The following is a 25,751-nucleotide window of genomic DNA, read 5'->3' on the forward strand; positions in this document are numbered from 1 at the left end:
AGGTCAAGCCGAAGCGGGTCAGGCCACCGCCGCGGCCGACACGCAGGCGAAGGCGGCCAGCGCGAGGACGGTGCGGACGAAGTGGAAGCGTCGCCAGATCGTCCGGTAGCGCTCGGCCCGTTCGGGCGCGGTGCCTTCCGGCAGGCGGCGGAACCTTGTGTTGATCGGTTCCGCGATGACGATCGAGCTGATCATCACCAGCACGATCAGTGCGGCGCCGATCCACGCCAGCGTCCTGGCGCCGCCGGCACTGCCGTCGAGCGCGAACCACAGTGTGCCGGCGCCGCCAATTGCCCCGAAGATCGGCAGCATCGGGTCCGCCCGGCGCAGCGACCGGCGGACGTCCACCACGTACTGCTCGAGGGGCATCCGGCGCCAGAGGTTCGTTCGTTCCACGGCGAAGATGAGGATGCCACCGGTCCAGAGTCCGCCGGGAACCAGCATGAGCCAAGCGCTGAGCTGGCTGGAGGTCATCTGCTCCCCGTTTCTTCTGGCGCCGTGGCCTCGGCCGCGGTCTCCAGGTTGTGGATCATGCGGTCGGTCAGCTGCCGGTACAGGTTCACCTCTTCGCGGGTGAACCCGCGGGTCGCGACCTTGTTCACGCTCTCGGCGGCGCCGACCAGTTCGTGTTCGAGCCCGCGCGCGTGCTCGGTCAGCAGGATGATCGCCCGGCGCCGGTCGTCGTGATCCGCGACGCGGCGAACGAGACCGTCGCGTTCCATCCGCTGCAGGGTGTGGGCCATGGTCGACTGGTCGATCGAAACCCGTTCCCGGAGCCGGCTCTGGGTGAGCCCGTCCTCCTCGTACAGCGCGAGAAGCTGGGCGAACTGGCCGGGCACCACGCCGTGGTGGGCGATCCGGTCGCGCAGGGCCTGCGCGAGCAACCGGCCGAGATGGTTGACCTGGTAGCCCATCGATTCCTTGCGTCTCACCGCGACCTTCCCTTGTATGGCTTGCCATGGATATTACCTGGCAAGCCATCCAAGGCGCGAGGGTTTCAGACCTGGGAATCCGCGAGCAACCGCAATGCGAGCTTCTGCAGCTCCGGTCCGGCCTTCGCCGGGCTGCCGGTGTCGAACGGCGGCTGCGGGTCGTATTCGACCGCCAGTTGCAGTGCCTTGGCGGTCTGTTCGCCAGCCAGCAGGGAGGCCAGGTACAGCGCGAGGTCCTGACCCGCGGAAACCCCCGCGGAGGTGATGATCTTGCCGTCCCGGACGTACCGCTCCGGCACGTAGGTGGCGCCGAGCGTTTCCAGATAGTCCTTACCCGACCAGTACGTGGTCGCGCGCAGCCCGTTCAGCAGCCCGGCTTTGCCGAGGATCATCGACCCGGTGCACACTGAGGTCGTCCATTGGGTGGTCCGGTGGATTCGCCGGATCCAGTCCAGCAGGTTCGGCCGCTCGAAGACACCGAGCACGCCACGTTCACTGCCGCCCGGCACCAACAGCACGTCCAGTCGCCGGACGTCCGCGATGGCCCGCTCGGCGAGCACCGCGACGTCCCCGGTGTCCGTCCTGACCGGCCCCGGCCGCTCCGCGATCATCGTCACCGTCGCCCCTGGCAGCCTGGCCAGTATCTCGGCAGGCCCGGTCGGGTCGAGCAGGCTGAACCGGTCGTACAGCAGAATGCCGATCCGTGGCCCGTTTCCAGTGCGTTCCTCGGCCGTCGCCGGCAGCCCCGAAGCGGCCGCCCCCGCGGCGCCCACCGCCCCGACCGTCGCCGCCCGCAACACCGTTCTCCGGCTGCTAGCCATCACCACTCCTCCCAGTGCGGAACTCGTCCACTCCAGAAGTCGCGCACCCAACGAAAAAGTTCCACACCGGGCCCGCCGCGCGTCGTCGGTTTTCGACGACTCGAACGCGGAACTCGCGGTGCGCTAACGTGGAACTCGCGGTGGTGACAGCCTCGGAGAAGGGCGCGAAATGAACGAGAAGCGGTCCGATGATCGACCGGTCACGGTGGCGCAGGTCAATTATCAGCGCAACGCCGAAGTGCTGCGGGAGATGAACTCGCAGGAGCTTTTCAGGTATATCTTCGAGACCAATCTTTGGAGCGCCAGTTCCGCGTCGGGATCCGGATCCGACCTTGCTCAGACCAGTGTCCTGCGGGAGAGACTTCCGGAGTTGCTTCGCCGTTTCCAGGTTCGTACCCTGCTCGACCTGCCGTGCGGGGATTTCGGCTGGTTGAGCGGGGTGGAGCTGGGGGTGGACCAGTACGTCGGCGCGGACATCGTGCCCGAGCTGGTGGCGTTGAACAGGGGGCGTTACGCGGGTGACGGCAGGCGCTTTCTGACGCTGGACCTTACCGCCGACGAACTGCCCGAGGCGGACGCGGTGCTGTGTCGGGATTGCCTGGTGCATCTGAGCTTCGCCGACATTCAGCGTGCGTTGCGGAATCTGCGTCGGAGTGGTTCGCGCTATCTGCTCACGACCACGTTCGCCGATCTGGCCAGGAACAGTGACATCGAGAGCGGGGACTGGCGGCCGCTGAACCTGTGCCGGGAGCCGTTCAACTTCCCCGAGCCGCTGGACCTGATCCTGGAGGGGTGCACCGAGGAAGACGGCGCGTACGCGGACAAGACACTCGCGCTCTGGGAGATCGATCGACTGCCGCAGTCCGGGTGACCTGGCCCACAGCGGGCTCGTTGTTCGGGGTGGGGGCGAGGTGTACCGTACTCAACGGTTGAACGTTGAACTTCTCTCGGGCGTGCCCGACCACCGAACACCTCAACCGAACACATCGGATACTGGAACAAGGAGCACGGTATATGAGTGAGCCGGTCAAACTCAGCGTGATCTACTACTCCGCCACGGGGACCAACGCGGAGATCGCGTCGTTGCTGGCGAAGGAGGCCGAGGCGGCGGGCGCCGAGGTCCGGGTCCGCAGGGTGGCGGAGCTGGCACCGGACGCCGCGATCGACTCGAACCCGGCGTGGCGGGCGAACGTGGACGCGACCAAGGACATCCCGGTGGCCACCCCGGACGACGTCGTCTGGGCCGACGCGGTGATCTTCGGCTCGCCGACCCGGTACGGCAACGTGGCGTCGCAGCTCAAGCAGTTCCTGGACACCCTGGGGCCGCAGTGGCAGCAGGGCCTGCTTGCCGACAAGGTCTACAGCGGGTTCGTCTCCACCAGCACCCGGCACGGTGGCCAGGAGTCCACGCTTCTCGCGCTGTACAACACAGTTCACCACTTCGGCGGGATACTGGTGAGCCCCGGCTACACCGACCCGGTGAAGTTCGTGGACGGCAACCCGTACGGCACCAGCCACGTGGCGGGCCAGGGTGACCTGCCGGTCGACGACGACACTCGCGCGGCGGCCGGTGTGCAGGCCAAGCGCGTGGTGCGGATCGCCGCCCAGCTGCTCGCGGGCAAGCCGGCGAGCTGACCTGATCCCGACGGGCCGGCGGCGCGGATTTGCCGCCGGCCCCCGGTGCCGGTCAGGCCACGCGGGGTCGCACGGAAGTGACGGCCGCGTCGAAGAAATACGCCACGGTCAACGCGCCGGGATCGATGACGCCCCGCGCGTGTTCGCCGACGTAGCTGGCCCGTCCACGGCGGGCGAGCAGCTTCTCGGTGGATGCGGCGCCTTCGTGTGCGGCACTGGCGGCGGCGGTGAAGGCTTCGGCGAGATTCGCACCGCGAGCATTGGCGTCCGACAGGGCATGCGCGGCGGGCACCATCGCGTCGACCATGGTCTTGTGGCCCACTTCGGCCTTGCCGAGCCGCTGCACCACGGCCGCCGCGTTGGTGGCCGCGAGGCCGAAGGTTTCGGTCGTCGCGGCGGCACCGGTGGCGCGGGCGAACTCGCGGAACCACATGCCGAACAGCGGGCCGCTGGTGCCGCCGGTGTTCAGGAAGGCGTTCGACACCGCGGTGAAGACCTCCTGTGCCGACGTGGGAGCGTCAGCTTCGAGGTTCGCCGTGACGCGGCGCAGCGCCGAGCGGAGATTGGTGCCGTAGTCGCCGTCGCCCGCGCGCCGGTCCAGCTCGGTGAGTTCGGCGGAGCGCCGCTCGATCTCGGCGATGAAATGGCCGATCCAGGCGCGGGCCTGCTCGACGGTGAGGGTGTCCATGACTGCCTTTCGGTCCGGTTTCACCAGTTCAGCGCGGGAGTGCGCACCGGCGCGTCCCACAGCTCGACGAGCTCGTCGTCGGCGCGCAGCAGCGTGATCGAGCAGCCGCGCATGTCCAGCGCCGTCACGTAGGGGCCGACGAGTGCGCGGGCCACGGTGATGCCCTGCGCGTCCAGCAGCTCGGTCAGTTCCTTGTGCGCCAACGACAATTCCAGGGAATGGGTGGCACCGAGGCCGTTCACCACGGCGATCACGCGGTCGCCGTCGGTCAGGTCGAGCGCCCGCACGATCGGCTCGGCCAGTTCGGCGACGAGTTCCCGTGCCGGCGCGTATGGGCGGCGGCCGACCCCGTGCTCGCCGTGGATGCCGACGCCGAATTCGATCTGGCCGTCGGGCAGCTCGAAGGACGGGCGGTCCTCGCCCGGATGGGTGCAGGACTGGAAGGCCAGCGCGAGGGTGCGTGCCGAGGACGCCACCCGCTCGCCGAGCGCGACCAGTTCGTCGAGCGACGCTCCGCGCTCGGCCGCCGCTCCGCAGATCTTCTCCACCGCGACCACCGCCGCGGTGCCGCGCCGGCCGGGGCCGCCTTCGTCCTGGCCGTCGGTGGCGAGGTCGTCGTCGACCAGCACGGTGCGCACGTCGATACCGGCGTCGGCGGCCAGCTCGGCGGCGATCGAGAAGTTCAGCACGTCACCGGTGTAGTTCTTCACGATCAGCAGTACGCCGCGGCCGTGGTCGGCGGCTTCGATGGCGGCCTTGATCTGGAACGCGGTCGGGCTGGCGAAGACCGCGCCGGGCACCGCGGCGTCCAGCATGCCGTGCCCGACGAACCCGGTGTGCAGCGGTTCGTGTCCGGAGCCACCGCCGGAGACCAGCGCGACCTTCGGTTCGCGGACCGCCCGGATCACGTAGGCCGGATCCTGGTGCACGCGGATCAGCCCGGGATGTGCCCGGCTCAGGCCGGACAGCGCCTCGGGCACGAACTCTTCCGAGTCATTGATCAGCTGTCGCAGGGACATGTCTTCCTCCGCCGTTGGAGTACCGACCCATCGGGCCATCGCTAATGCCGCATAACATTCGATAATGTCGAATGTACGGCGAGCGTACGACGGGACTTCGCTCTTGTAAAGTGCACCCGGCAGGCCAGAAGGGACGCGATGATCCAGTCCGTCGACAGGGCGATCCGGGTGCTCGGGGTGCTTCAGGGGGCGCGCCGGTTGAGCCTCTCGGAGATCGCCGCGCGCCTCGAACTGGCGCCGTCGACCGTGCACGGGATCATCAAGACCCTGGTCGCACACGGCATGGTGTTGCAGGACCGCGACTCGGCGCGGTACCGGCTCGGGCCGGCCGTGCTGAAGCTGGGCAACGTCTACCTGGACACCCTGGAGCTGCGTTCCCGCGCGGTGGCCTGGTCCGAGGAACTGGCCCGGCGCACCGGACACGCCGTGCGCACCGCCGTCCTGGTGCTGGACGAGGTGATGGTGATCCACCACGAGCCCCGGCCGGACGGGTCGCGTCAGATGCCGGAGGTGGGCATCGTGATCCCGGCCCACGCGAGCGCGCTCGGCCAGGCGATCCTGGCCTACTCGCCGGAGCTCGCCGCCGGATTGCCGGACGAGCTGCGCAGCATGACGGCCGAGACCGTGACCACGTCGGCCGAGCTGCGGACGCGGCTCGAGCAGGTGCGCTCCGGGGTGTTGGCGACCGAGCAGGAAGAGGCCGTGCTCGGTGAATGCGGGCTCGCGGCACCGGTTTTCGACTCCGCCGAACTGGCGGTGGGCGCGATCGGGGTGGTGGTACCGATGGTGGACTGGCCGGTGCGCGAATCCGTGCGGACGGCCGTCCGCGAGGCGGCCAGGTCCATTTCACGCGAGCTGGGCGCTCCCCGCTGGCCGGTCACGCCGGTCTGAGACGGCGTGACGCGGTGACCGGCACGCGCCGGCCACCGCGTCACGCATCCGGTCAGCAGGAAAGGTTCTCGCCGGGACTGGTGCCCAAAGTGGACACGAACCGCTGGTATGCGTCGATCCTGGACTGCACCTGGCCGGGGTTGCCGCCGTTGCATTCGATGCTGCCGTTGATGCTGCGGATGGTCTCGCCGAAGCCGCGGTTGTTCACCATCGCGTCGTGCGGGGTCATCGTGCCCGCACCGGTCTGGGTGTTCCAGAACCACAGGCCGGTCTTCCAGGCCACCGCGGCGTCGTTCTGCACCAGGAAGGGGTCGTTCAGCAGGTTGAGGCCCAGCGCGTCACCGGCCGCCTTGTAGTTGTAGTTCCAGCTCAGCTGGATCGGCCCGCGGCCGTAGTAGGCGGCCTGGCCGGCGGGGCAGCCGAAGGGCTGACCCCGGTCGCAGTAGTGCGGGTAGTTGTCCGTGTTCTGCTCGACGATGTGCACCAGGCCGCCGGTTTCGTGGTTCACGTTCGCCAGAAACGCCGCGGCTTCGCGCTTTTTCATCGTGTCATCGCCGGTGTTGGCGAAGGCGGGATAGGCGCTGAGCGCGTTCACCAGCCCGCTGTAGGTGTAAAAGGGGTTGCGGTTGGGGAACATCTGCTCGAACTGCGACTGACTGACCACAAAGGCCGCTTGCTCGGCGGGACTCTGCGGGGCCGCGGAAACCGACGAGCCAGTGGCCGCCTGGAGTCCTAACGCGAGCGCTCCGGCGGCCAGCACCGCGGTCACTGAACTGATGATGCCTCTGATCGACACGTGATCACTCCTTCGTCCGGCACGACGCGGGGTCGAGTGATGGCGCGACCGGTGAGGACCTTCGCCGGTTATCGGCAAGGCGGCCGCGATGATGGTAAACAGATAACCTCGGTGGTCTATACCAGTCAAGGGTCAAGCGGAATTCGCCGATCGCAGCGGTCATCCTGTCTCGTTCCGGTCACCCGGACGGCGGTACCTAAGCCTGGTGGCAGACGGTGAAGTCGGTTGGCCGGCCAACTGCGCACTGGGCGAGAAGCCCGCCTACTCCGGCGCAAGCACACTGATCGCGAGAGTGGATCACGACATTGTGAGCGCCGGGAGGAATGCCATGACGAACGCGTCGTTGTCGCCGGCCGGGGAACGCGCCGACAATGAGCGAAGGCCCTGGCGGCTCGTCCTGCTCAGCGGGCTGGCCGGCGTGGTGCTGGCGGTGGTCTGGTCGCCGCGCCTGGTGGACAAGGTGATCGCGGGCGGGCTCGCGAACCCGCTGTTCGGCGGCGACATCAGCGAGGTGGCCATCACCGGCGCCGGGATGGCGACGGTGTTCGCGTTCGTGACCGGCGCCGCGGGCATGTTCACCGCCTGCAATGTGGCCGTTTTCAGTGCGCTGGCGCCGATGACCGCGCAACGGTCGGCGCGCGGGCAGGCCGTCACCATGCTGCGGGCGGTCGGCCTGCTGATGGCCGGCGCGGTGCTGGTCTCCGGGCTCTACGGCGTGCTCGGGGTGCTCATCGGCACCGACCTGCCGCAGCTTTCCACCGTCAGGATCGGCGACCCGGTGACCGGGGTGCCGGTGCGTTCGGTCCAGTCCGGCGTCGTGTTCGGGCTGATCGGCGTGATCATGGTGTGGCGGGGGCTGGCCTATCTGCGGCTTGCCCGGAATCCGCTGGACGGCGTGTTCCGGCGGCATCCCGGTAGCGAGCTGGTGTTCCTCGGCGGCCTGGTCGGTGCGTACCTGATCGGCAGGCCGTTCGGCCCCTTCCGGAACCTGTTCGAATACGCGGTGTCGACGGAGAACCCGTTTCTCGGCTTCGCGACCTTCGCCCTTCAGTCGGTCGGGAACATCGTCGGGGTGGTCCTCATCTTCGTGGTGATCATGGTGCTGACCAGGGGCAGATTCCAGCGCTGGCTGACGGACGAGCCCGGCCGTGCCGCACGGTTCTCGGCCGCCGCGTTCATCGTCGCCGGGATGTTCTTCGTGGTCTACTGGACGGTCAAGCTGGGCACCCGGCTGGGACACCTGTGGTGGCCGGTCATGCCCTACAACTCGTAGGGCTCAGGACAGGGCGCGAAAAGTCAGCGCGAAGCTGTCCTTTCGCGCGTGCAGCCGGTACTGGGGGAGTACGCCGGGACCGCAGGACGCGGAGCCGAGGCCGTGCTGCGCCAGGTCCAGGTTGAGGTGGACCAGCTCGCCGGGCCGCAGGTCGACGGTGTGCTCCGCGGCGTCGAGCTCTTCGGACGTCCACCGCCGCGCGGTGAAGTCGAAGACCGGGGAACCCTCGATCCGGATCTCGGAGCCGCTGGCCGTGCTCAGCCGCGCCCAGCGGACGTCCGTCCGGTTGCCGTTCTCCTGCGGATAGACATAGGGGGTCTGCAACTCGTCGATCCCGTAGGCGAACCGGCCGATCCTGGCGGCCTGCCTGCTGTCCGGATACGCCTCGCCTGGCCCGCCGCCGAACCACTCGACCCGCTCGAAGGCGCCGGGCAGCGCCATCCGCAGGCCCAGCCGGGGCAGGGAACAGGGCCATTCGCCGTCGGGTTCGATGTCCACGCGCAGCCGGAGGCCGTCGGCGTCGGCGCGCCAGCGGTAGTCGGCGAACATGCCGAAGCCGAGGGCGGGCGGCGCCACCCGGGTGCGCACGACGAGCGCACCGTCCTCAACGGTCACGTCGGCCACCCGGTGCTGTAGCCGGTGCAGCCCGGCACCCCGCCACGCCTGCTCGTCCGGCCGCGCGGAACCACGGTCGTTTTCGGTCGGCGCCCGCCACAGATCGAGGCGGGGGCCGGTGACCTGATGGCCGCCGATCCCGGTCAGCATCCCGCTGACCGGGTCGAACCGGCCGATGCCGAGCTGGAGCTGGTCCGGTGCGCGGAAAACCGTGGCGGCCGGGCCTGCTGCGGGCGGTTCGGCGGCCGCCGAGATCGGTAGCTGTCCCCAGCCGACCACATGTCCCGCCTCGGCCCATCGGGTGTCCTCGGAAAGTGCCGCGCGGACGGTGAGCCAGCTTTCGCCGGTGGTGGCGGTCAGTGCGGGCAAGGCGACCACGGCGCTCTGTCCGGGTTGGACGGTCGGCACCTCCAGCCGTCCCTCGGCGACCACGATCCCTTCATCCTCCAGCTGCCAGGAGAAGGTGAGGTGCTCCAACGTGGCGAAGTCGTAGTGGTTCTCCACCCTGATCCCGCTGGAGGTGCCGGAGATCCGGACCGGTTCGATCACCTTGGCGAACTCGGTCAGCCCAGGGGACGGGCTCCGATCCGGGAACACCAGCCCGTCGATGATGAAGTGGCCGTCGTGGATGGGCTCGCCGAAATCGCCGCCGTAAGCGAAGAACTCCCGGCCGTCGGCGTCCTGCCGGGTGATCCCGTGGTCGATCCACTCCCAGACGAACCCGCCCTGGCACCGGGGGTGACGTTCGAACAGTTCGCGGTACTCCAGCAGCCCGCCAGGCCCGTTGCCCATGGCGTGTGCGTACTCGCAGAGCAGGAACGGCAGCTCGCGGCGCCGCTCGTTCTCGTCCTCCTGCCGGCCGATCCGGTCGACCTCCTGATGATCGGCGTACATCCGGCTGTACACGTCCACGTACTCGCACTCGAAGTCGCCCTCGTAGTGCACCGGACGGGTCTCGTCGCGCTCGCGGGTCCAGCTCGCCATCCGTGCCAGGTTGGGCCCGGTGTGGCTCTCGTTCCCCAGCGACCACAGGATGACGCTGGGCCGGTTCTTGTCCCGCTCCACCGTGCGCCGCATCCGGTCCAGGTACGCGTCCGTCCACTGTGGATCGTCGCTGGGGTTGCCAGCCCAGCCGAGCATGCCGAACCCGTGCGTCTCCAGGTCGCACTCGTCGATCACCCAGAGCCCGTACTCGTCGCACAGCTCCAGGAAAGCGGGATCCGGCGGGTAGTGGCTGGTGCGCACGGCGTTGATGTTGTGCCGTTTCATCAGTTCGATGTCGGCGACGGCCGCCGCGCCGGGCACCGCGCGGCCGAACCGGGGATGGTGCTCGTGCCGGTTCACGCCGTGCAGCAGAACAGGGCGCCCGTTCACCTTCAGCTGCCCGTCTTCGACACGGACCGTGCGGAACCCGATCCGCACCGGCACACGTTCGGCGGCGGTGCGCAGTTCGCCGAGGTAGAGGCGGGGCAGCTCGGCGCTCCACGGTTCGACCACGCCGGCCGGGATCGGCTCGCCGGTGGGGTGATCCTCGATGCCCAGCTCGTCAACGCTGATCCGGACGTCCGGGCCCGCTTCCACGCGCAGGGTGCCCTGCCCGGTGACGTGGTCGTAATCGGCGCGGATCCAGTAGTCCGCGATCCCGCCGTCCGGGCGGGCCAGCAAGGTGACGTCGCGGAAGATCCCGGACAGCCACCACATGTCCTGGTCCTCCAGGTAACTCCCGGAGGACCACTGGTGCACGCGGACCGCGAGCAGGTTCTCCCCGGTGCGCAGCAGGGGACCGACCGCGAACTCCGCGGGCAGCCTGCTGCCCTTCGTCACGCCGAGTTCGTGCCCGTTGAGCCAGATCCTGGCGCAGGAGTCGATCCCGTCGAAGCGGAGCACGGCGGGCTCGTCCTGCCATTCGGCGGAAAGCGTGAAGCGAAGGCGGTAGTCGCCAGTCGGGTTGTCCGAAGGCACCTCGGGCGGGTTCACCGGGAACGGGTAGGCGACGTTGGTGTAGGCGGGGCTGCCGTGGCCGTGCAGCTGCCAGTTCGCCGGTACCGGCAGCTCCGACCAGGCCGAGTCGTCGAAGTCGTCCCGTTCGATAGCCGCCGGTGCGGCCGGAACGCTCGGCGACAACCGGAAGAGCCAGTCCCCGTTGAGGCTCAGTGACCTCGCGGACCTCGCGTCCGAGCCGAACGCGGCGCGCGGCGCCAGGCCGCCGTAGCCGGGGGCGGGGTCCTCGACGTACGACATGGAATCCCTTCCGCCGAGCTTCCGTGAACGGTCCCGTGAGCGTTCACGGCACGCGCTGAAAGCTTGACCGAGGCCCTGCCGGAGTGTCAAGGAACCAGGATCAGGCGGATTCGCGCAGCAGCAACGACCCGCGGACCACCAGGTCCTCGGGGTCCGGCTGGCCGCCGCCGGTGAGCAGCCGCGCCACCTGGTCGATCGCCAGCGCACCGAGGCGCCGGGTGTCGATGGCGACGCTGGTCAGCGCCGGTTCCACGAGCGTGCCGAGCTCGAGGCCGTCGAAGCCGATCACCGCGAGGTCCGAAGGCACCGCCAGGCCCAGCTTCCTGGCCCGGCGCAGCGCGCCGATGGCGATGATGTCGTTGAAGGTGAAGATCGCGGTCAGGTCGGGGTGCGCGCGGCGCAGCTCGTCCAGCGCCAGCCCGCCTCCCTCGACCGACTGGCTCGACCCGGTCGCCCAGCTCGGATCGAGGTCGAGCCCTTGTGCGGCGGCAGCGGCGAAGAACCAGTCCTGCCGGATGCTGGGTTCCGGGCGGCGGTTGTGATCGAGCATGCCGATCCGCCGGTGACCGGCGCCGACCAGGTGCGCGACCGCGGCGTGCACACCTTCCGCGCCATCGATGCCGATCGAGCTGAACCGGGGATTGCGATGTTCCCGGCCGAGGAACACCACCGGCATCCCGGCGGCGTAGCGGTCGAGTTCCTCCTCCGGCCTGCTGAAGTAGCCGACGATCGCGTCCACCTGCGAGCCGATCACCCGGAGCGTGCTGAGTTCCTGCTCGGCACTGTCTGAGGTGTCGTAGACGACCACATGCCAGTCCCGCGCGCGGGCGGCTTCGAGCGCACTGGAGGCGACCTCGGTGAAGAACGGGTTCATCAGGTCCGGGATGACCAGGCCGACCGTGGTGCTGTCGTGGCGGACCAGGCCGCGGGCGAACCGGCTCGGCCGGTAGCCGAGCGCGCGGGCGGCGTCCAGCACGCGCTGCTTGGTCGCCGCGTCGATCTCGGCCTTGTCGTTCAGCGCACGTGAGACGGTCTGCCGCGACACGCCCGCGGAGCGAGCGACGTCGTGAATCGTGACCCGCTCCATCACTCACCTCACAACCTGTCGCGTGTCCGGGGGATGAGTATGCCCGCTGGCCGGGACTCGACCGGGTTACCGGCATGCGGGTGTCCTGCGGGAGGGGGCGAAGCGCGCGAGAATCGAGGGGGCGCATCAGCCTGTACGGAGGGAGTCGCCCTGATGACCGACTATTCCCGGAACGACCCCTATGTCCGTGATGACCGGCCTGGTATCGACGCCGCACGGCTGTGGGCCGGCGGGGTCGCGACGGCGGTGGTGGCGGCACTGGTCGCCGTGGTGGGCCTGCTGGTCGCCCGCGGCATCTTCGGCGCCGAAGTGCTGGCGCCGAAGGGGGAAGGGATCTGGGGCAACGCGAACACCACCACCTACGCGCTGGTCGCCGCGGCCGTCGCGCTGGCCGCGACCGGGCTGATGCACCTGCTGAGCGTGGCCACGCCGGCGCCGGGCCAGTTCTTCGGCTGGATCATGGTGCTGGCCACGCTGATCGCGGTGGTGCTGCCGCTGACGCTCTCGGTGAAGCTGGAGACGAAGATCGCGACCGCGATCACCAACCTGGCCATCGGCATGGTGATCACCCTGGTGGTCAGCAGCATGGCCGCGAGTGCGCGGACCCTGCACCGGAGCAAGCGGCGCGACAGCAGGCGCGACAGTCGCCGCGACGCCGACCAGGCTGCGACCCGGCAGTGGAACAACGGGCCGCCGACCTCGTACTACGACACCTGAGCTGTCTACTGTGGAGCATGACGGTCGCCGATGAGACGGCCGTCACCTACCATCGAGTGATATGAGGAAGTTTCGCGTTCGATTCTGGGTGGTCGCGCGTTGTCCAGATAGGCGGGGAACCCCCGCCGCCTGCGCGACGAAGGGACGGCGACCATGAGCAACGAACACGGCACCATCCACACGATGGTCACTTTCGCCCTGCGGACCTTCGGCGCCGGACCGCTGCCGGTGCGGGTCGGCCTGAGCTACCACCCCCAGGACCCGTACGCGGTGGCGCTCGCGTTCCACGCCGGGCCCGGCGTGGTGGACTGGATCGTGGCCCGCGACCTGCTGGCCGACGGCCTGCTCGCCGCCACCGGTGACGGCGACCTGCGGGTGTCCCCGGCGGCGGATCCCAGCCTGGTGCTGGTCGAGTTGAGCACCCCGGACGGCGCCGGCGTCTTCGAAGCTCCCGCCCAGGAGCTGGCTGCCTTCCTCGACCGCACCTACGACCTGGTGGGCGCGGGCGAGGAACACGAGTGGTTCGACTTCGACCACGAACTGACCAAGCTGGCCGCTCGCGACTAGGCGCGGTCCGCTCCCGCATTGGGCACTGTCAGCTGCGCCCTTCCGGTGTCCAATGCGGACAGCAGCGCGCCGCGCAGTGCGGCCGAGTCCTGGACGGCGCCCGGTTCGACCCGCACCGGCCCCGGCACCGAGCCGGACACCACGGCGCGAACCGGGGCGAGCAGCTCGGGCCTGCCGCCCACCGGGCCGCCCAGCAGTACCAGCTCCGGATCGAAGATGACGCAGGTGGCGGCGATGGCCTGGCCGATCGTCTCGCCGAGCAGCCGGACCGCGTCCTGCGCGACGGCGTCGCCGTCTCCGGCCAGTGTCAGCGTCTTGAGCACGGCGTCCACGTCGAGCGCCGGGTCGTCCTGGCGGCCGAAACCCTGCCGGGCGACGGCCTCGGCCACCGGTGCGCCGGAAGTGGTGCGCAGATAGCCGATCTCGCCGGACAGCCCGTGCGCCCCGCGGACGAGCTGATCGCCGAGGTAGAGGCTGAGCCCGAGTCCCGCGCCGACGTACACGTAGGCGAAGCTCTCCGCATCGGTCGCGGCCCCGGCGCGGCGTTCGGCCAGTGCGGAGAAGTTGACGTCGTTGTCCACCAGCACCGGCGCCTGGACCAGGTCGGCCAGCGCGTCCTGCAGGGGCACCTCGCCCTCGGGAAAAGGTGAGTCCGGTAGCGCGATGATCTCGCGGGTGCCGGGGTGGACCGGGTTGGCGACCGAAAGCGCGACGGCGCGGAGCTTTCCCTGTCGCGCACCCAATGTCTCTCGCACGGCATCCTGGACCGCGCCGGTGAGCGCGGCCGCGTCGGAGCGCCGGACCGGATCGCGGTGCCGCTCGCCGAAGGGCACGCCGGTGAGGTCGGTGGCCAGGCTGTGGATTCCGTGCTGGTTGACCTCCACCGCGAGCACACAACCGGCGTCGACGGTGAGCTCGTAGAAGGTAGCGACCCTGCCGCGCTTGCCCGTCGCGTCGGTGCCGCCTTCGCGCAGCACGCCGGCCGCCTCCAGCCGCCGTACCGACTCCGAGATCGTCGGCTTGGAGATCCCGGTGCGGGCCGCGAGCTCGGCGCGGGTGGTCCGGCCCTCGGCGAAGACCAGCTCCAGCACCGCGCGGTCGGTCATCTCCCGGAGCAGCGCCAGCCGCGGCAGCGGCGGGTTCCTGGGCCGGACGGGTTGGGTCAACGTGCACCTCTTGTGGCTCACAGCGGGCAGGGCTACCGTAGCAACCAATCTAGTAAGGACTCCTAATCAAAAGGAGAGTGCCGGATGTCAGCAGGAATCGCCACCAGTGAGCTGCCGGGGGACGTGCCGGCCGCCATCGCCGAGGCCAAGGAGCTGCTCCGGGGACGGCTCGGTGACGTCGCGGGCGTGTTCGCCGAAGTGGAAGCGGCGATGCGGGCCGAGGTCGCCGAGGTGGTCGCCGAGCGCGAAGCCGGTCGGGAGGTGTTCCCGGTGGTCCGGTATGCCGACCTCGCCGACGGCCGGGTGCCCGAGGCCACCGTGGCGGCCATCCGGCGCCGTGGCTGCGCCGTCGTGAAGGGCACGTTCCCCCGCGAGAGGGCCGAAGCGTGGGACGCCGAGCTGGCGGCGTACCTGGAACGCAACGGTTTCGCGGAGAACTACCGCGGGCTGGTCGACGGTGCCTTCGGCGGCTTGTCCTCCGGGCGACCGCAGATCTACCCGGTGTACTGGTCGAAGCCCCAGATCGAGGCCCGGCAGGACGAGCGGATGGCCGTCGTGCGGTCGTTCCTGAACTCCTTCTGGCGCAACGAGTCCGAGGGCCGGACTTGGTTCGACCCGGACCGCGACACCGCATACCCGGACCGGATCCGCCGTCGCGAGCCGGGTTCGGAGTCGCTCGGGCTCTCCGCGCACACCGACTCGGGCTCGATCGAACGCTGGCTGCTGCCCGCGTACCAGAAGGTGTTCCGGCACGTGTTCTCCGGCCAGTGGCGTGACTACGACCCGTGGGACGGTGCGTACCGGACCGAGGTCGACGAGTTCCCGTCCACCGTGATGTGCTCGTCCTTCCGCACCTTCCAGGGCTGGACGGCGTTGTCGGAGATGCGGCCCGCCGACGGGGTGCTGCACGTGGTGCCCATTCCGTCCGCGATGGCCTACGTACTGCTGCGCGCGCTCCAGGACGACGTGCCCGCCGACGACCTGTGCGGCGCGGCCAACGGCCAGGCGCTGCCGATCACCGAGCGGTACCACTCGGTGCTGCTGCCCGCGCTGAGCCCGATCCCGGTCGTCGAGCCGGGCGACACGGTCTGGTGGCACGGGGACGTCATCCATTCCGTCGCGGACGGCGCCAACCCGGACCGCTGGGGCAACGTCATGTACATCCCGGCGAGCCCGCACTGCGCGAAGAACGCCGCGTACGCCGAGGCATGCGGGCAGGCGTTCACGCAAGGCGCCAGTCCCGCCGACTTCGCGCCGGAGGACTACGAAGCCGGCTGGACCGGTCGGGCCGAGGTGGCGGACCTCAACGACATCGGCAGGCAGCAGCTCGGTATCGCGACTGCGTAACCTGGCCGGGTGGGCGAGTTCGCGCGGTACTCCCGGCATCCCGCGGTGCCGGAGCTCGGCAGGCTGCACGCGCGGTTCGTCCGGCACGAGTTCGGCCGCCACACCCACGAAACCTATGCCGTCGGCGTGCTGGAGAGCGGGCGGGAAGAGCTGAGCTACGGCCGCGAGGTGGAGTACGCGGGCGCCGGGGCGGTGGTGCTGATCAATCCGGAGGTCGTGCACACCGGGCGGCCGGCGGCCGAGCACGGCTGGGGCTACCGCGCGCTCTACCCGTCGAAGTCCCTGGTCCGGTCGGTACTGGGCGTCGCCCCGGCGTTCACGTCCAGGATCGTGCACGATCCCGAGCTGGCCCGCCTGCTGCTCGCCGCCTTCCCGGCGGGGGAGGGCACGCTCGCGCTCGCCCTGCGGCGGCTGTTCGCGGCCCACGGCACCCTGCGGGCCGAGCCGATGGCCGGGCACGGACTCGCGGCCGCCGTTCGTGAACTGCTGCTCGACCAGTACCAGCGGCCGCCGGGGCTGAGCGAGCTGGCGGCCAGGTTCGGCACCAGCCAGTACAAGTTGCTCCGCGCCTTCCAGCACGAATACGGCCTGCCCCCGCACGCTTACCTGACGCAACACCGGATCCGCCGCGCCCGCGGGCTGATCGAGCGCGGCGCCGAGCTGACCGACGTCGCCGTCACGGTCGGGTTCGTCGACCAGGCCCATCTCAGCCGGCACTTCCGCCGGCTGGTCGGGGTGACCCCGGGCGCCTACCGACGTGCGATGCAAGAACGTACAAGATCCAGAAGCGGGCCCGGTCGTAGTTTCGCCGGGTGATGCCACTCGAATCTTCCCCCGCCGACCTGCGCAAGCTGGGTGAAGCGACGCTGGACCTGGCGGCCGGCTTCATCGCGAACCTGGCGGACCGCCCGTCGCACGATCTGTCGCCGTCGGCCGAGCGGTTCGCCATCACCGGCGAGCCGAACGAGCTCACCGAGCTGCTCACCACCGTGATGCGCGCTGCGGAACCCGGGGTGGACACGGCGGGACCCCGTTACCTTGGCTACATCCCGGCCGGTGGGCTGGTCAGCTCCGCGGTCGCGCACCTGCTCGCACTGGTGCTGAACCGGTTCCCGACGGTCGCCGAGATGGCGCCGGGCATGGTCGCCATCGAGCAGAGCGTGCTGGACTGGATGTGCGCCGAGTTCGAGCTGCCCGGCACCGCAGGCGGCCTGCTGACCAGCGGCGGATCGGCGGCGACCCTTTCCGCGGTGGTCGCCGCCCGCGAAGACCGGCTTGGTGCCGATTCGCGCGGGGCGACCCTGTACGTCAGCGGGCACACCCACCTCTGCGTCGCGAAAGCGGCCAGGGTCGCCGGTCTGCCGAGGGACTGCGTCCGCGTCGTGCCGACGGACGACCGGCTGCGGATGGACCCGCGGGCGGCGGCACGGATGATCGACGAGGACCGGCGTGCCGGGCGGCGGCCGTTCCTGCTGGCCGGCACCGCGGGCACCACGGACACCGGTGCGATCGACCCGCTCGGCGACCTCGCCGCGCTGGCGCGGGAGCAAGGGCTGTGGTTCCACGTCGACGGGGCCTACGGCGGCGCGTTCCAGCTGACCGCTCGCGGGCGGGAAAGGCTCGCCGGCGTCGCCGAGGCCGATTCGGTCGTGCTGGACCCGCACAAAGGTCTCTTCATGCCGTATGGCCTCGGTACTCTGCTCGTCCGCGACGTGCGCACGCTGTCCGCCGCGCACCGGCACGACGCGCCGTACTTGCAGGACCTCGTCGCCGGGGACGGACTGCCCGACTACGCCGATCATGGCGTGGAGCTGACCAGGGAGCATCGCGGCCTGCGGATCTGGCTTCCGCTGCGACTCCATGGCGTGCAAGCGTTTCGCGACGAGCTCGACGAGAAGCTCGACCTGGCCGGGCAAGCCGCTGACGAACTTTCCGCGATCCCCGCCGTGCACGTGCCGTGGCGGCCGCAACTGTCCACAGTGGCCTTTCGCCTGCGCGAGGGGGATCGGGCCACCCGCACCCTTTTCGACGCGATCCGGCGGGATCAGCGGATCTTCCTGACCAGCACGACGATCGGCGGCGAGTTCCACATCCGGCTCTGCGTGCTGAGCCACCGGACGCACGCCGAGCAGGTGAACGAGGCGGTGGCCGCGATCCGCGCACTGGCCGGTTGAGCCGGCCGCGCTACAGCCAGGCGAGCAACTCGCGGAGGAACCGGTCCCGGCCGTGTTCCGCCCGGTCGAGGTGGACGTAATGGGTCGCCTGATCGAGCCGCACGGCGCGGACGTCCGACGCGCCGGTGAGATCCGCCGCGAGGGTGGTCAGGTCGCCGGGGCGGGACCAGAAGTCGAGCTCGCTGCGCAGCACCAGGGTGCGCGCGGTGATGCGGCCCGCGTCCCACAGGTTGCGGCCGGTGGCCAAGCTGAAGCTGTCCTCCAGCGCGCCGGTGGGTGCGCGGAAGCTCGGCGGCTCGCGGTCACCCGCGGTCGGGTCACTGGCCAGCGAGCCGTCCACATAGGATTGTGCGACGGCAGGATCGCGCCATTCTGACTTGTCCTCGGCCGGGATGCTGGAGTCCCAGCTGGGTAGCAGGCTCGCGCCGGTGTGGTACCGGTAGGCGCCGATGGCGTCGTTGAACTCGCCCGGCCGGTCCGGATCCTCGTACGGGGACCCGTGGCCGAGTGTCGGGTGGTCGTCGAGTATGCCGTACAGGCTGTTGTGCACCACCAGTGAATGGACCCGATGCGGCTGGACGCTCGCGTACCACCCCGCCCAGTGACCGCCGGTCGCCCAGCCGACCAGGTCGACCCGCGGCGCACGGGTGCGCGATCGGAGCCAGTCGACCACCACCCCGATGTCGCGCACCACCTGCTCGCCGGTCACCAGCGGCGGGCCTGCCTCGGGTGGCTCGCCCATCTCCGTCGGCCGGGTCGACGTACCGTAGCCTCGCGCGTCCATCAGGTACACCCGGTGCCCGGCGCGGGCGAGATCTTCGGCCAGCGAGCCGCCGGCCACCGGCAGGTCGAACGACGGGATGCCGGGCACCCTGGCGCCGTGCAGCAGGAGCAGCGGGCGTGGCTCGGCGGGGCGCGGCGGTGCGACTTCGCGCACGCCGAGCGACCGCCCGTGCCCGGCAGGCACCTGGAAGTCGGTGCGGTGGATCCGGCCTTCAGCGGCTACCGGCGTGGCCGTGGCGGCGAACATCAGGGTGGCGACGGCCAGGCCCGTGCGGCGAATCGAGAACATGCCGTCAGGCTGCCAGCCGTCCGGGATGGTGACCGATTGATAGCTGATCCGGGTTCGGCTCATAAAATTCATGAATGGAACTGAGGCATCTGCGGGCGGTTGTCGCCGTCGCCGACCACCTGCACTTCGGTCGCGCGGCGGCCGCACTCGGCATGGCGCAGCCGTCGCTTTCGCAGACGGTCAAGGCGCTGGAGTCCGAGCTCGGCGTGTCGCTGTTCGAGCGGAGCACTCGCTGGGTCCGGCTTTCCCCGGCAGGTGCGGAGTTCGTCGACGGCGCGCGTACCGCGCTGTCCGTTGTGGACAGTGCGAAGGTGCGGGCAACGGCGGCTGGGCGCGGCGAGGCCGGGCACCTGGTGATCGGCCTGGTCGGTTCCGCGGCGACGCACCCGATGCCGCGGATCGTGCGGGCGTTCCGCAGCCGGTTCCCCGACGTCACCCTGCGGTTCGCCGAACTGCCGACCGCGGCGCAGGTCACCGAGCTCCGGACCGGTGGGCTGGACCTCGGCTTCCTGCGCCCGCCGCTGCCGGAACCGGACGACGAGCTGGTGCTGGTGCCGGTCTCGCGCGAGCCGCTGGTCGCCTGCCTGCCCGGCGGCCATCGCCTGGCAGGCAGGCGATGGCTGAACGTGCGCTCGCTCGGCACCGAACCGTTCGTGCTGTTCCCCCGGCATCTCGGCGCTGGGCTGCACGACGAGATCACGGCATTGTGCCGGCGTGCCGGTTTCGACCCGATGATCGAGCAGGAAGCCGTGCAGATGCCGACGATCGTGGGTCTGGTGGCGGCGGGGTGCGGGGTCAGCGTGGTCCCGGGTTCGGTCGCCGCGCGCTCGCGGCCGGACGTGGTCTTCGTGCCCTTGCGGCCCACCACCCGGCTCGTCGACCTTGCACTGGCCCGTCCGGCGGTGGGCTCGATCGCCGCGGGGAACTTCGCGGCACTCGCCCGTGATTTGAGCCGGGCGGGCGGGACGGGCTGAAGAGTTCGAATTGTCACCATTGTCAGAATCGGCGCAGGCAACGATTCACGCGTTTGTCCGGTAAGCGGTTAGCCGGCGCGCTATCGTGGTCGTTCAGTCAAACGTGAGGGGGAACTCGCGGTGGACAACCCTTGGGGAATGTCCGGTCCGACGTTCAGCTGGATCTATGTCGGGCTGTTGGTCCTGCCGGTCGTGGTCAGGCCGCTGTGGATGATGGCGCTCCGGCGCGGTGCCGGCGGCGCGGACCAGCTCGGCGCCCTGCCGAGCGTGTACCACCTTGCCTATCTGGCCGGCGGCCCCGACCGGGTCATCGACACCGCGATCGCGGTGCTGGTGGAACGCGAGCAGCTGCGGGTCGCCACCGGTGGGCGGGTCTACCCGGTCGGCTCGACTCCGGCCCAGCCGCTGGAGCAGGCGGTGATCAGCCGGATTCCGAAGACTTCCGGGATGACCATCGGCACGGTCCGTTCGTTGCTGCGCGAAGACGAAGCCGTCAAGCGCATCGTCGCTGAGTTGGAAGAACGCGCGCTGATCGTGCCCGAGCGCAAGCGGCGCCTGGTCGGCCCGACCATCATCGGGCTGTACGGTTTCGCGGTGCTGCTCGGCATCGCGCGCTGGTCCAACGGGGTGAACCAGGGCTTTCCGGTCGGCTACCTGTCCGCGCTGATCCTGGTCGCCATCGCCGCGGTCGTCGGGGCCTGGTACCTGAACAAGAAGCAGACGCCGGTGTCGCCGACCGCGGCCGGCCGGGAGCTGCTCGAACGGGCCAGGAGCGCGGAAGCGGAACGTCCTGCGGAGGCCGGGCCGGGCGAAGACGGCGGCCGGGCCGAGGAGAACCAGCGGGCGCTCGCGGTCGCCACGGGCGGCGGGCTGCTGGTGGGCGCGGCCGGCGCGGTCGCGCTGGGCGGCCTCACCAGCTATCCGGACGAGGAGCTGAGCGAAGCGATGGCGCCGCCACCGGCGATCACCACGAGCAGCTGGGGTGGCGGCAGCAGCTATGGCGGCGGGTCCTCGTGCGGCGGTTCGTCGTCCTCCTGCGGCGGCGGCGCGTCCTGCGGCGGCGGCGGAGGTGGCGGCTGTGGCGGTGGTGGCGGCGGCTGACCGCCGGAAAGTGCTTGTGCGGTAACGAAAAGCCTGTGCGGTGGGGGTCTGGGACAGGCCAGGACCCCCACCGGCCGGGTCAGGATTTCGGTAACGCGAACGCCAGCAGCACCGTGCCGTGCTCACTCGGATAGCTGGGGTAGTAACCGGACTGGACGTAGACCATTCCGTTCGACACGACCGCGCCGCCGCTGCCCGCCAGTGCGCCGCCGTGGCCGGTCAGGCCGTTGACGCCGGCGAAGTCGCGGACGGTGTCGTACTCCCACAGGACCTTGCCGGTCTCCGCCGAGTACGCCCGGAACTTGCCGTCGTTGCTGCCTTCGTAGACGACGCCAGGGCTGGTGGTCACCGCCGGCGCGTGCGCCAGCGAGCAGATGTCGGGATGCTCGGCAGCCCCGCCCGTAGCACATCCGTTGGCCGGGTTGGGGGTCTGCCATTCGACGTCGCCGTTGGCCGGGTTCAGCGCGAACAGGGTGCCGGGCTCGCCGAAGTAGGTCGCGATGTACAGCTTCTCCCCGTCGTAGCTGCTGCCCCACTGGATCCCGGAGATCCCGCCGCTCGGCAGCGGCTCGGACAGCTGCCGCCGCCAGGACACCTCACCGGTCGCCGCGTCGAACACGTGGTAGACGCCGCTCTTCTGACCGACGCCGACCATGGTGCGGCCGTTGACCCGGAAGATGTTCGGGGTGGCGCCGATGTCGTAGTCGAGTGCGGTGCCGTCCTTCAGCCCCGGGCAGTAGCCTTCGGCGTCCGGGGTGTTGCACAGGGTGTGCCAGGTATCGGCCTTGGTGACCTGCTGCTTCCAGCGCACCGCGCCGGTGCGGGCGTCCAGCGCGAGCAGGCTGTCGAAGTCGCCCGCGCTGCCGGTGTAGTTCTGGCCGGTGCCGACGTACAGCGTGCCGGTCTTCTCGTCGATCACCGGGCTGCTCCACACCCCGCCGCCGGAGGGCTCGTACTTGGTCGCGCCGCTCGGCCAGGTGCCGTTCGGCTTCGGCTCCGGGATGGTGTAGTACCGCCAGGCCAGTTCACCGGTGTCCGCGTCGATCGAGTCGAGGTGGCCGCGGAAGGTGCAGCACGGGTAGTTGAGGTCGGTGATGGTGTTCTCGGCGCTGGACGATCCGACGTAGATCCGGCCGTTGTGGTACAGCGGCGAGCTGGTGTGCATCCCGGCCGGATGCTGGTCGAAGTCCTTGGCCCACACCGGTTTCCCGGTGCGCTGGTCGAGTGCGTAGACGTATCCCCGGCTATCCCCGAAGTAGACCTTGCCGCGGGCGACCGTGGGCCCGTCCAGCACGACGCCGCCGCCCTCGCCGACCGACGCCAGGTCGAACGCCCACTTCGTCGCCCCGGTCTTCGCGTCCGTCGCGTAGAACTTCCCGTCCGGCCCCCCGAAGTACGCGCTGCCGTCCACCACGGCGGGCTGGCTCTTGGGCGGCACCTCGGTCTTGGGATAGGCGAAGGCCCACTTCAGATCGAGCTTGCCGACGTTCGACGGTGTGATCTGGTGCTCGGCCGAGTTGTGCCGAGACCCCGCTTTGTCCCCCTGCCAGGTCGGCCAGTCCCCGTGCCTCGGCTGAGCGGACGCCACCGATCCGCTCAGCACCAGCACGGCCGACGCGAGGCCGAGCAGACGCAATTTCCTCCCGAATATCGTCATGCCCGAAGCATCGCAGCGCGGCGATGCCCGCCGTATCGGCCCAGCCGCCACACCTCGCCCCCGGACGGTGGACACCCCACATCCACCGTCCGGTTGATGCCCGCCCTTCCCGACCTCGTGAGTGAATAGTGTTGCTCCGACAACACTTTTCACTCACGAGCGGAGGGCGGCGACGACGTCGGGGTAGGTCGGGGCGTGTGCGGCGGCCTGGTCGGCGGCGGGGGAGGCGGGCAGTGCGGCGATCCGCCGGTGCACGTCCTCGTCGTCCAGGGTGCCGGACAGCATGCTGACGTAGCGACGGCCGATCAGCCCGAGTTCCGGGTCCAGCGCCTCGGCGTCGATCATCAGGAACGGGTTCGGCGGCATGCCGGGCAGCAGGTCCTGCCACCGTTCGCCGGCGACCGCCGCCCGCCACAGCGACGTCCTCGCCCGGTCCTGCACCACGACGTCGTCGTACCAGGGGCGGCAGAGATCGACCGCGGCCGCGGTGGTGTGCAGGTTGAGGCTGGCGCGGTCGCCGGTGGCCTCGGTCAAGGTGTGCACCAGCTGGACGGCCTGCGCCAGCCCGAGCGCCATGCCGCGGCCGAAGGTGGGGTCGGTCACGCAAACCGTGTCACCGACCGGGAAGTAGCCGGCCGGCGCGTCATCGCTGAGGGTGTAGAGCACGTTGCGCAGCCCCGCCATCGGCACCACTTCGCTGATCGGCGTGCAGTGCTCCGGGCCGACCCAGGGGCGGAACGGTTCGAGCAGCGCCACCACCCGCTCGAAGGCATCCGGGTCGCGCAAACCCTTCAGCGTCTCGTCTTCGGGCAGCCTGCCGATGTCGATCGAGAAGATGCCGAGGTCGTGGCAGAACAGCGCGGCGCCATAACCGAGCCCGTCGACCACGGTCACCGAGCCGTGCCGCAGCGGCGGCTGCACCACGCCTTCACGCAGCCGGTAGAACCGGGTGTTGTAGACCTTGCCGCACTCGGCCTCGGCCTCGATCCGGCGGAAATGCGCGGCGAGCTTGGATCGGGCCCCGGTGGCGTCGATGACGAGGCTGTACTCCTCCACGCCTTCCGACGTGCGCAGTCCGCGTACCCGGCCGTCGGCGACCTCGACGTCGCGGATGGTGACGCCGGGGCGGTAGCGCACCTGGTGCTCCTTGCGCAGGGCCCGGTGCAGCGCCCACTCCAGGGTGGTGCGGCGCGCGGCCATCATCACCAGGTCCTGCTCGGCTTCGGGCAGGCCACCGTTGAACGGGAGCTCCTCGATGCCGTTGGCCAGCAGGTCGCCGTGCACGTCGGGCAGGTTCTCCCGGAGCAGCTTGCGGAACAGTCCGAGGTAGACGTGCGGATGCTGGGCCTGCGGGGTGCCGGGGCGGCTCCACTCCTGGATCTCGGCCAGGTCGTCCGGGGCGGGGGTGTCCCTGTCGATCAGCTCGACGTCGTATCCCTGGCGTGCCAGCAGGAGCGCGGTGCACAGCCCCGCGATACCCGCACCGGCGACCGCGATTGGGGTGGCCATGAACTCTCCTGTTCTTCTCTTCCGCCCGCGCTTTTGGCGTGTGGGCGGGATGGGACGGGGTCAGCCCCGGTCGGCGGCGACCGGGTTGGCCTGCGGATCCCACTCCACCAGCAGATGCCGGGGGCCGTGGAACGAGGCGTTGGGCAGGTAGCCGAAGTCCTGGCCGTCGACCAGCCGGAGATGCGGCAGCCGCCTGGTCAGCTCTTCGAGGATGATGCGCAGCTCCAGCCGGGCCAGCGGCGCGCCGATGCACGAGTGGCTGCCGATGCCGAAGGTCAGGTGGCGCTTCGCGTTCGGCCGGGTGATGTCCAGGGTGTCCGGCTCGTCGAAGACCTCTTCGTCGTGGTTGCCCGAGGCCATCACCAGCAGGACGGCGGCGCCCTCGGGAATCGTCACCCCGCCGATCTCGACGTCGGTGCGCGCGCGACGGCGCCAGCACAGCACCGACGGCGAGTACCGCAGGCATTCCTCGACCGCGTTGGGAATGGCCGACGGGTCCGCGCAGAGGGCGTCCCATGGGCTCCGCTGGGTGAGCAGGTGCCGCAGCGCGTTGGCCGCCGCGTTGGTGGTGGTCTCGTGCGCGGCGACCAGCCCGCTCATCATCATGTTCTGCAGGTGGTTGTCGTTGACCAGCTCCGGGTCCCGCCGGTGCACGTCGATCGCGGTGGGCACCCAGCCCTCGCCGCCGTCGCGCTTGAGCCGGTCCACCAGCTCGCCGGAGAGCTCCCACCAACGGCCCACCTGATCGGCGATCTCCAGCTGGTGCTCGTCGCTGGCCTTTCCCCAGGTGAACATGCCCATCTTGATGGTGTAGTGCCGCGCCCGGTCGATGTCCTCGTCGGGCACACCGGCGACCAGCAGGCCGACGATCGCGGGTACCTCCCACAGCAGGTCGTCGATCAGGTCGGCCCGCCCGCGGCCGACGAACCGGTCGACATAGCCGGTCACCAGTTCGCGGATCCGGCCTTCGAGCTTGTTGACCTCCTCGGCCGCGAGCGGCGGCGCGAGCTCGCGCCGCCGGCGCCGATGCAGCGGCTCGTCCTCGTTGACCAGCACCGGACCTGGCGCGAAGCCGTAGCGGCCGAGCTGCTCGCGGGCGCCGTCGCTGAGCGGGGTGATCGGGTCCAGCGCGTTCGACGCGGAGAAGCGCCGGTTGTCCTGGAACACCGTCCTGATGTCCTTGTACCGGGACACCACCCAGTGATCCAGCTCGGGGCTGTAGAAGACGGGCTCGGATGCACGGGCCTCGCGCAGGGTCGCCGCGGGGTCCAGCTGGTACTCGGGGGTGAAGGGATCGAAGCGGCCGGCAACGGCCGACACCGGGCACCGAGCACCGCCGACCGTTTCCGGAGGGCTGGAACTCACAAGGACCTCCTCATGCCGGTTCACGGCGGAACAGGGGTTTCCCAGTACGCGCGGCAAATACAGTTATTGCCGGGCTTGGGAGAATGCGAATTGAATGTGTCCGG

The 25,751-nt window shown here is 70.1% G+C and carries 24 protein-coding genes; 11 read left to right on the forward strand and 13 right to left on the reverse strand.

What is annotated here, in order from left to right; translation table 11 throughout:
* Nucleotides 1–18 precede the first annotated feature (18 nt).
* The 3 genes from AMYNI_RS0136025 to AMYNI_RS0136035 all read right to left on the reverse strand — a co-directional run bounded on the left by AMYNI_RS0136025 (nt 19) and on the right by AMYNI_RS0136035 (nt 1,753).
* Nucleotides 19–474, reverse strand: coding sequence for an anthrone oxygenase family protein (locus AMYNI_RS0136025; RefSeq protein WP_020672974.1), 456 nt, complete (start codon nt 472–474; stop codon nt 19–21).
* Nucleotides 471–932 carry a MarR family winged helix-turn-helix transcriptional regulator gene (locus AMYNI_RS0136030; RefSeq protein WP_245574089.1) on the reverse strand — a complete coding sequence of 154 codons (462 nt, stop codon included), beginning with the start codon at nt 930–932 and terminating at the stop codon, nt 471–473. The genes AMYNI_RS0136025 and AMYNI_RS0136030 overlap by 4 nt, the downstream gene beginning before the upstream one ends.
* Nucleotides 933–997: 65 nt before the next feature.
* Nucleotides 998–1,753, reverse strand: coding sequence for a DJ-1/PfpI family protein (locus tag AMYNI_RS0136035; RefSeq protein ID WP_040406191.1), 756 nt, complete (start codon nt 1,751–1,753; stop codon nt 998–1,000).
* Between the two features lie 169 nt (nt 1,754–1,922).
* Between AMYNI_RS0136035 and AMYNI_RS0136040 the strand changes: the two genes are divergently transcribed.
* Nucleotides 1,923–2,624, forward strand: coding sequence for a class I SAM-dependent methyltransferase (locus AMYNI_RS0136040; RefSeq protein WP_020672977.1), 702 nt, complete (start codon nt 1,923–1,925; stop codon nt 2,622–2,624).
* 143 nt (nt 2,625–2,767) lie between these two features.
* A complete protein-coding gene (wrbA, locus tag AMYNI_RS0136045) occupies nt 2,768–3,388 on the forward strand; it encodes an NAD(P)H:quinone oxidoreductase (protein ID WP_020672978.1) in 621 nt (206 codons plus the stop codon).
* Nucleotides 3,389–3,440: 52 nt separating this feature from the next.
* Here wrbA and dhaL read toward each other — a convergent pair whose 3' ends face one another.
* Both dhaL and AMYNI_RS0136055 read right to left on the reverse strand, forming a co-directional pair.
* The gene (gene dhaL, locus AMYNI_RS0136050) at nt 3,441–4,076 is read right to left on the reverse strand and encodes a dihydroxyacetone kinase subunit DhaL (RefSeq protein WP_026361371.1); all 636 of its coding nucleotides are present in this window, start codon (nt 4,074–4,076) and stop codon (nt 3,441–3,443) included.
* A gap of 20 nt (nt 4,077–4,096) precedes the next feature.
* The gene (locus AMYNI_RS0136055; RefSeq protein WP_020672980.1) at nt 4,097–5,095 is read right to left on the reverse strand and encodes a dihydroxyacetone kinase subunit DhaK; all 999 of its coding nucleotides are present in this window, start codon (nt 5,093–5,095) and stop codon (nt 4,097–4,099) included.
* 138 nt (nt 5,096–5,233) lie between these two features.
* Here AMYNI_RS0136055 and AMYNI_RS0136060 point away from each other — a divergent pair, with 138 nt between their 5' ends.
* Nucleotides 5,234–5,986, forward strand: a complete 753-nt coding sequence (locus AMYNI_RS0136060; RefSeq protein WP_020672981.1) for an IclR family transcriptional regulator — start codon at nt 5,234–5,236, stop codon at nt 5,984–5,986.
* A gap of 52 nt (nt 5,987–6,038) precedes the next feature.
* Here AMYNI_RS0136060 and AMYNI_RS0136065 read toward each other — a convergent pair whose 3' ends face one another.
* A complete protein-coding gene (locus tag AMYNI_RS0136065) occupies nt 6,039–6,782 on the reverse strand; it encodes a chitinase (RefSeq protein WP_020672982.1) in 744 nt (247 codons plus the stop codon).
* Nucleotides 6,783–7,110: 328 nt separating this feature from the next.
* Between AMYNI_RS0136065 and AMYNI_RS0136070 the strand changes: the two genes are divergently transcribed.
* Nucleotides 7,111–8,055, forward strand: a complete 945-nt coding sequence (locus AMYNI_RS0136070; protein WP_020672983.1) for a hypothetical protein — start codon at nt 7,111–7,113, stop codon at nt 8,053–8,055.
* 3 nt (nt 8,056–8,058) lie between these two features.
* Here AMYNI_RS0136070 and AMYNI_RS0136075 read toward each other — a convergent pair whose 3' ends face one another.
* Entirely contained in the window at nt 8,059–10,911 is a 2,853-nt protein-coding gene (locus AMYNI_RS0136075; protein ID WP_020672984.1) for a glycoside hydrolase family 2 TIM barrel-domain containing protein, read from the reverse strand.
* Nucleotides 10,912–11,011: 100 nt separating this feature from the next.
* Complete coding sequence (locus AMYNI_RS0136080; protein ID WP_020672985.1) at nt 11,012–11,998, reverse strand: LacI family DNA-binding transcriptional regulator; 987 nt, start codon at nt 11,996–11,998, stop codon at nt 11,012–11,014.
* 153 nt (nt 11,999–12,151) lie between these two features.
* Between AMYNI_RS0136080 and AMYNI_RS0136085 the strand changes: the two genes are divergently transcribed.
* The gene (locus AMYNI_RS0136085) at nt 12,152–12,715 is read left to right on the forward strand and encodes a DUF6069 family protein (RefSeq protein ID WP_020672986.1); all 564 of its coding nucleotides are present in this window, start codon (nt 12,152–12,154) and stop codon (nt 12,713–12,715) included.
* Between the two features lie 153 nt (nt 12,716–12,868).
* Nucleotides 12,869–13,282 (forward strand): SsgA family sporulation/cell division regulator, encoded by a 414-nt coding sequence (locus AMYNI_RS0136090; RefSeq protein WP_020672987.1) that lies wholly within the window; start codon nt 12,869–12,871, stop codon nt 13,280–13,282.
* Here the strand turns inward: AMYNI_RS0136090 and AMYNI_RS0136095 are convergent.
* Nucleotides 13,279–14,448, reverse strand: a complete 1,170-nt coding sequence (locus tag AMYNI_RS0136095; protein WP_020672988.1) for an ROK family transcriptional regulator — start codon at nt 14,446–14,448, stop codon at nt 13,279–13,281. The genes AMYNI_RS0136090 and AMYNI_RS0136095 overlap by 4 nt on opposite strands.
* Nucleotides 14,449–14,532: 84 nt before the next feature.
* Here AMYNI_RS0136095 and AMYNI_RS0136100 point away from each other — a divergent pair, with 84 nt between their 5' ends.
* Genes AMYNI_RS0136100 through AMYNI_RS0136110 form a run of 3 tightly spaced genes read left to right on the forward strand, consistent with a single transcriptional unit; the run spans nt 14,533 to nt 17,969 of the window.
* The gene (locus AMYNI_RS0136100; protein ID WP_020672989.1) at nt 14,533–15,795 is read left to right on the forward strand and encodes a YbiU family protein; all 1,263 of its coding nucleotides are present in this window, start codon (nt 14,533–14,535) and stop codon (nt 15,793–15,795) included.
* 9 nt (nt 15,796–15,804) lie between these two features.
* Nucleotides 15,805–16,611 (forward strand): AraC family transcriptional regulator, encoded by an 807-nt coding sequence (locus tag AMYNI_RS0136105; protein ID WP_020672990.1) that lies wholly within the window; start codon nt 15,805–15,807, stop codon nt 16,609–16,611.
* Nucleotides 16,611–17,969, forward strand: a complete 1,359-nt coding sequence (locus AMYNI_RS0136110; RefSeq protein WP_020672991.1) for a pyridoxal phosphate-dependent decarboxylase family protein — start codon at nt 16,611–16,613, stop codon at nt 17,967–17,969. Before AMYNI_RS0136105 ends, AMYNI_RS0136110 begins: the two co-directional genes overlap by 1 nt.
* A 10-nt stretch (nt 17,970–17,979) precedes the next feature.
* On the opposite strand, the gene AMYNI_RS0136115 is transcribed toward AMYNI_RS0136110, so the two are convergent.
* A complete protein-coding gene (locus tag AMYNI_RS0136115) occupies nt 17,980–19,104 on the reverse strand; it encodes an alpha/beta fold hydrolase (protein ID WP_020672992.1) in 1,125 nt (374 codons plus the stop codon).
* An 11-nt stretch (nt 19,105–19,115) separates the two neighbouring features.
* Here AMYNI_RS0136115 and AMYNI_RS0136120 point away from each other — a divergent pair, with 11 nt between their 5' ends.
* On the forward strand, nt 19,116–20,015 hold the full coding sequence (locus AMYNI_RS0136120) for a LysR family transcriptional regulator (RefSeq protein WP_020672993.1): 900 nt from the start codon (nt 19,116–19,118) through the stop codon (nt 20,013–20,015).
* Nucleotides 20,016–20,153: 138 nt separating this feature from the next.
* Nucleotides 20,154–21,116: a TIGR04222 domain-containing membrane protein gene (locus AMYNI_RS0136125; protein WP_020672994.1), complete on the forward strand. Its 963-nt coding sequence runs from the start codon at nt 20,154–20,156 to the stop codon at nt 21,114–21,116.
* Nucleotides 21,117–21,195: 79 nt separating this feature from the next.
* Here AMYNI_RS0136125 and AMYNI_RS0136130 read toward each other — a convergent pair whose 3' ends face one another.
* The 3 genes from AMYNI_RS0136130 to AMYNI_RS0136140 form a co-directional block, all read right to left on the reverse strand.
* Nucleotides 21,196–22,773 (reverse strand): outer membrane protein assembly factor BamB family protein, encoded by a 1,578-nt coding sequence (locus AMYNI_RS0136130; protein ID WP_026361375.1) that lies wholly within the window; start codon nt 22,771–22,773, stop codon nt 21,196–21,198.
* Nucleotides 22,774–22,926: 153 nt separating this feature from the next.
* Nucleotides 22,927–24,282, reverse strand: coding sequence for an FAD-dependent oxidoreductase (locus AMYNI_RS0136135; RefSeq protein WP_020672996.1), 1,356 nt, complete (start codon nt 24,280–24,282; stop codon nt 22,927–22,929).
* A gap of 60 nt (nt 24,283–24,342) precedes the next feature.
* Nucleotides 24,343–25,647 carry a cytochrome P450 gene (locus tag AMYNI_RS0136140; protein WP_040406195.1) on the reverse strand — a complete coding sequence of 435 codons (1,305 nt, stop codon included), beginning with the start codon at nt 25,645–25,647 and terminating at the stop codon, nt 24,343–24,345.
* Nucleotides 25,648–25,751 lie beyond the last annotated feature (104 nt).

Origin of the sequence: Amycolatopsis nigrescens CSC17Ta-90 (assembly GCF_000384315.1) — a bacterium.
GTDB lineage: Bacteria > Actinomycetota > Actinomycetes > Mycobacteriales > Pseudonocardiaceae > Amycolatopsis > Amycolatopsis nigrescens.

Excerpts from the sequence above, each read along its gene's own strand:
- AMYNI_RS0136025 (WP_020672974.1), bottom strand. The coding sequence starts at position 474 with ATGACCTCCAGCCAGCTCAGCGCTTGGCTCATGCTGGTTCCCGGCGGA.
- AMYNI_RS0136035 (WP_040406191.1), bottom strand. The coding sequence starts at position 1,753 with ATGGCTAGCAGCCGGAGAACGGTGTTGCGGGCGGCGACGGTCGGGGCG.
- AMYNI_RS0136040 (WP_020672977.1), top strand. The coding sequence starts at position 1,923 with ATGAACGAGAAGCGGTCCGATGATCGACCGGTCACGGTGGCGCAGGTC.
- wrbA (WP_020672978.1), top strand. The coding sequence starts at position 2,768 with ATGAGTGAGCCGGTCAAACTCAGCGTGATCTACTACTCCGCCACGGGG.
- dhaL (WP_026361371.1), bottom strand. The coding sequence starts at position 4,076 with ATGGACACCCTCACCGTCGAGCAGGCCCGCGCCTGGATCGGCCATTTC.
- AMYNI_RS0136055 (WP_020672980.1), bottom strand. The coding sequence starts at position 5,095 with ATGTCCCTGCGACAGCTGATCAATGACTCGGAAGAGTTCGTGCCCGAG.
- AMYNI_RS0136060 (WP_020672981.1), top strand. The coding sequence starts at position 5,234 with ATGATCCAGTCCGTCGACAGGGCGATCCGGGTGCTCGGGGTGCTTCAG.
- AMYNI_RS0136070 (WP_020672983.1), top strand. The coding sequence starts at position 7,111 with ATGACGAACGCGTCGTTGTCGCCGGCCGGGGAACGCGCCGACAATGAG.
- AMYNI_RS0136075 (WP_020672984.1), bottom strand. The coding sequence starts at position 10,911 with ATGTCGTACGTCGAGGACCCCGCCCCCGGCTACGGCGGCCTGGCGCCG.
- AMYNI_RS0136080 (WP_020672985.1), bottom strand. The coding sequence starts at position 11,998 with ATGGAGCGGGTCACGATTCACGACGTCGCTCGCTCCGCGGGCGTGTCG.
- AMYNI_RS0136085 (WP_020672986.1), top strand. The coding sequence starts at position 12,152 with ATGACCGACTATTCCCGGAACGACCCCTATGTCCGTGATGACCGGCCT.
- AMYNI_RS0136090 (WP_020672987.1), top strand. The coding sequence starts at position 12,869 with ATGAGCAACGAACACGGCACCATCCACACGATGGTCACTTTCGCCCTG.
- AMYNI_RS0136100 (WP_020672989.1), top strand. The coding sequence starts at position 14,533 with ATGTCAGCAGGAATCGCCACCAGTGAGCTGCCGGGGGACGTGCCGGCC.
- AMYNI_RS0136110 (WP_020672991.1), top strand. The coding sequence starts at position 16,611 with ATGCCACTCGAATCTTCCCCCGCCGACCTGCGCAAGCTGGGTGAAGCG.
- AMYNI_RS0136115 (WP_020672992.1), bottom strand. The coding sequence starts at position 19,104 with ATGAGCCGAACCCGGATCAGCTATCAATCGGTCACCATCCCGGACGGC.
- AMYNI_RS0136120 (WP_020672993.1), top strand. The coding sequence starts at position 19,116 with ATGGAACTGAGGCATCTGCGGGCGGTTGTCGCCGTCGCCGACCACCTG.
- AMYNI_RS0136125 (WP_020672994.1), top strand. The coding sequence starts at position 20,154 with ATGTCCGGTCCGACGTTCAGCTGGATCTATGTCGGGCTGTTGGTCCTG.
- AMYNI_RS0136130 (WP_026361375.1), bottom strand. The coding sequence starts at position 22,773 with ATGACGATATTCGGGAGGAAATTGCGTCTGCTCGGCCTCGCGTCGGCC.
- AMYNI_RS0136135 (WP_020672996.1), bottom strand. The coding sequence starts at position 24,282 with ATGGCCACCCCAATCGCGGTCGCCGGTGCGGGTATCGCGGGGCTGTGC.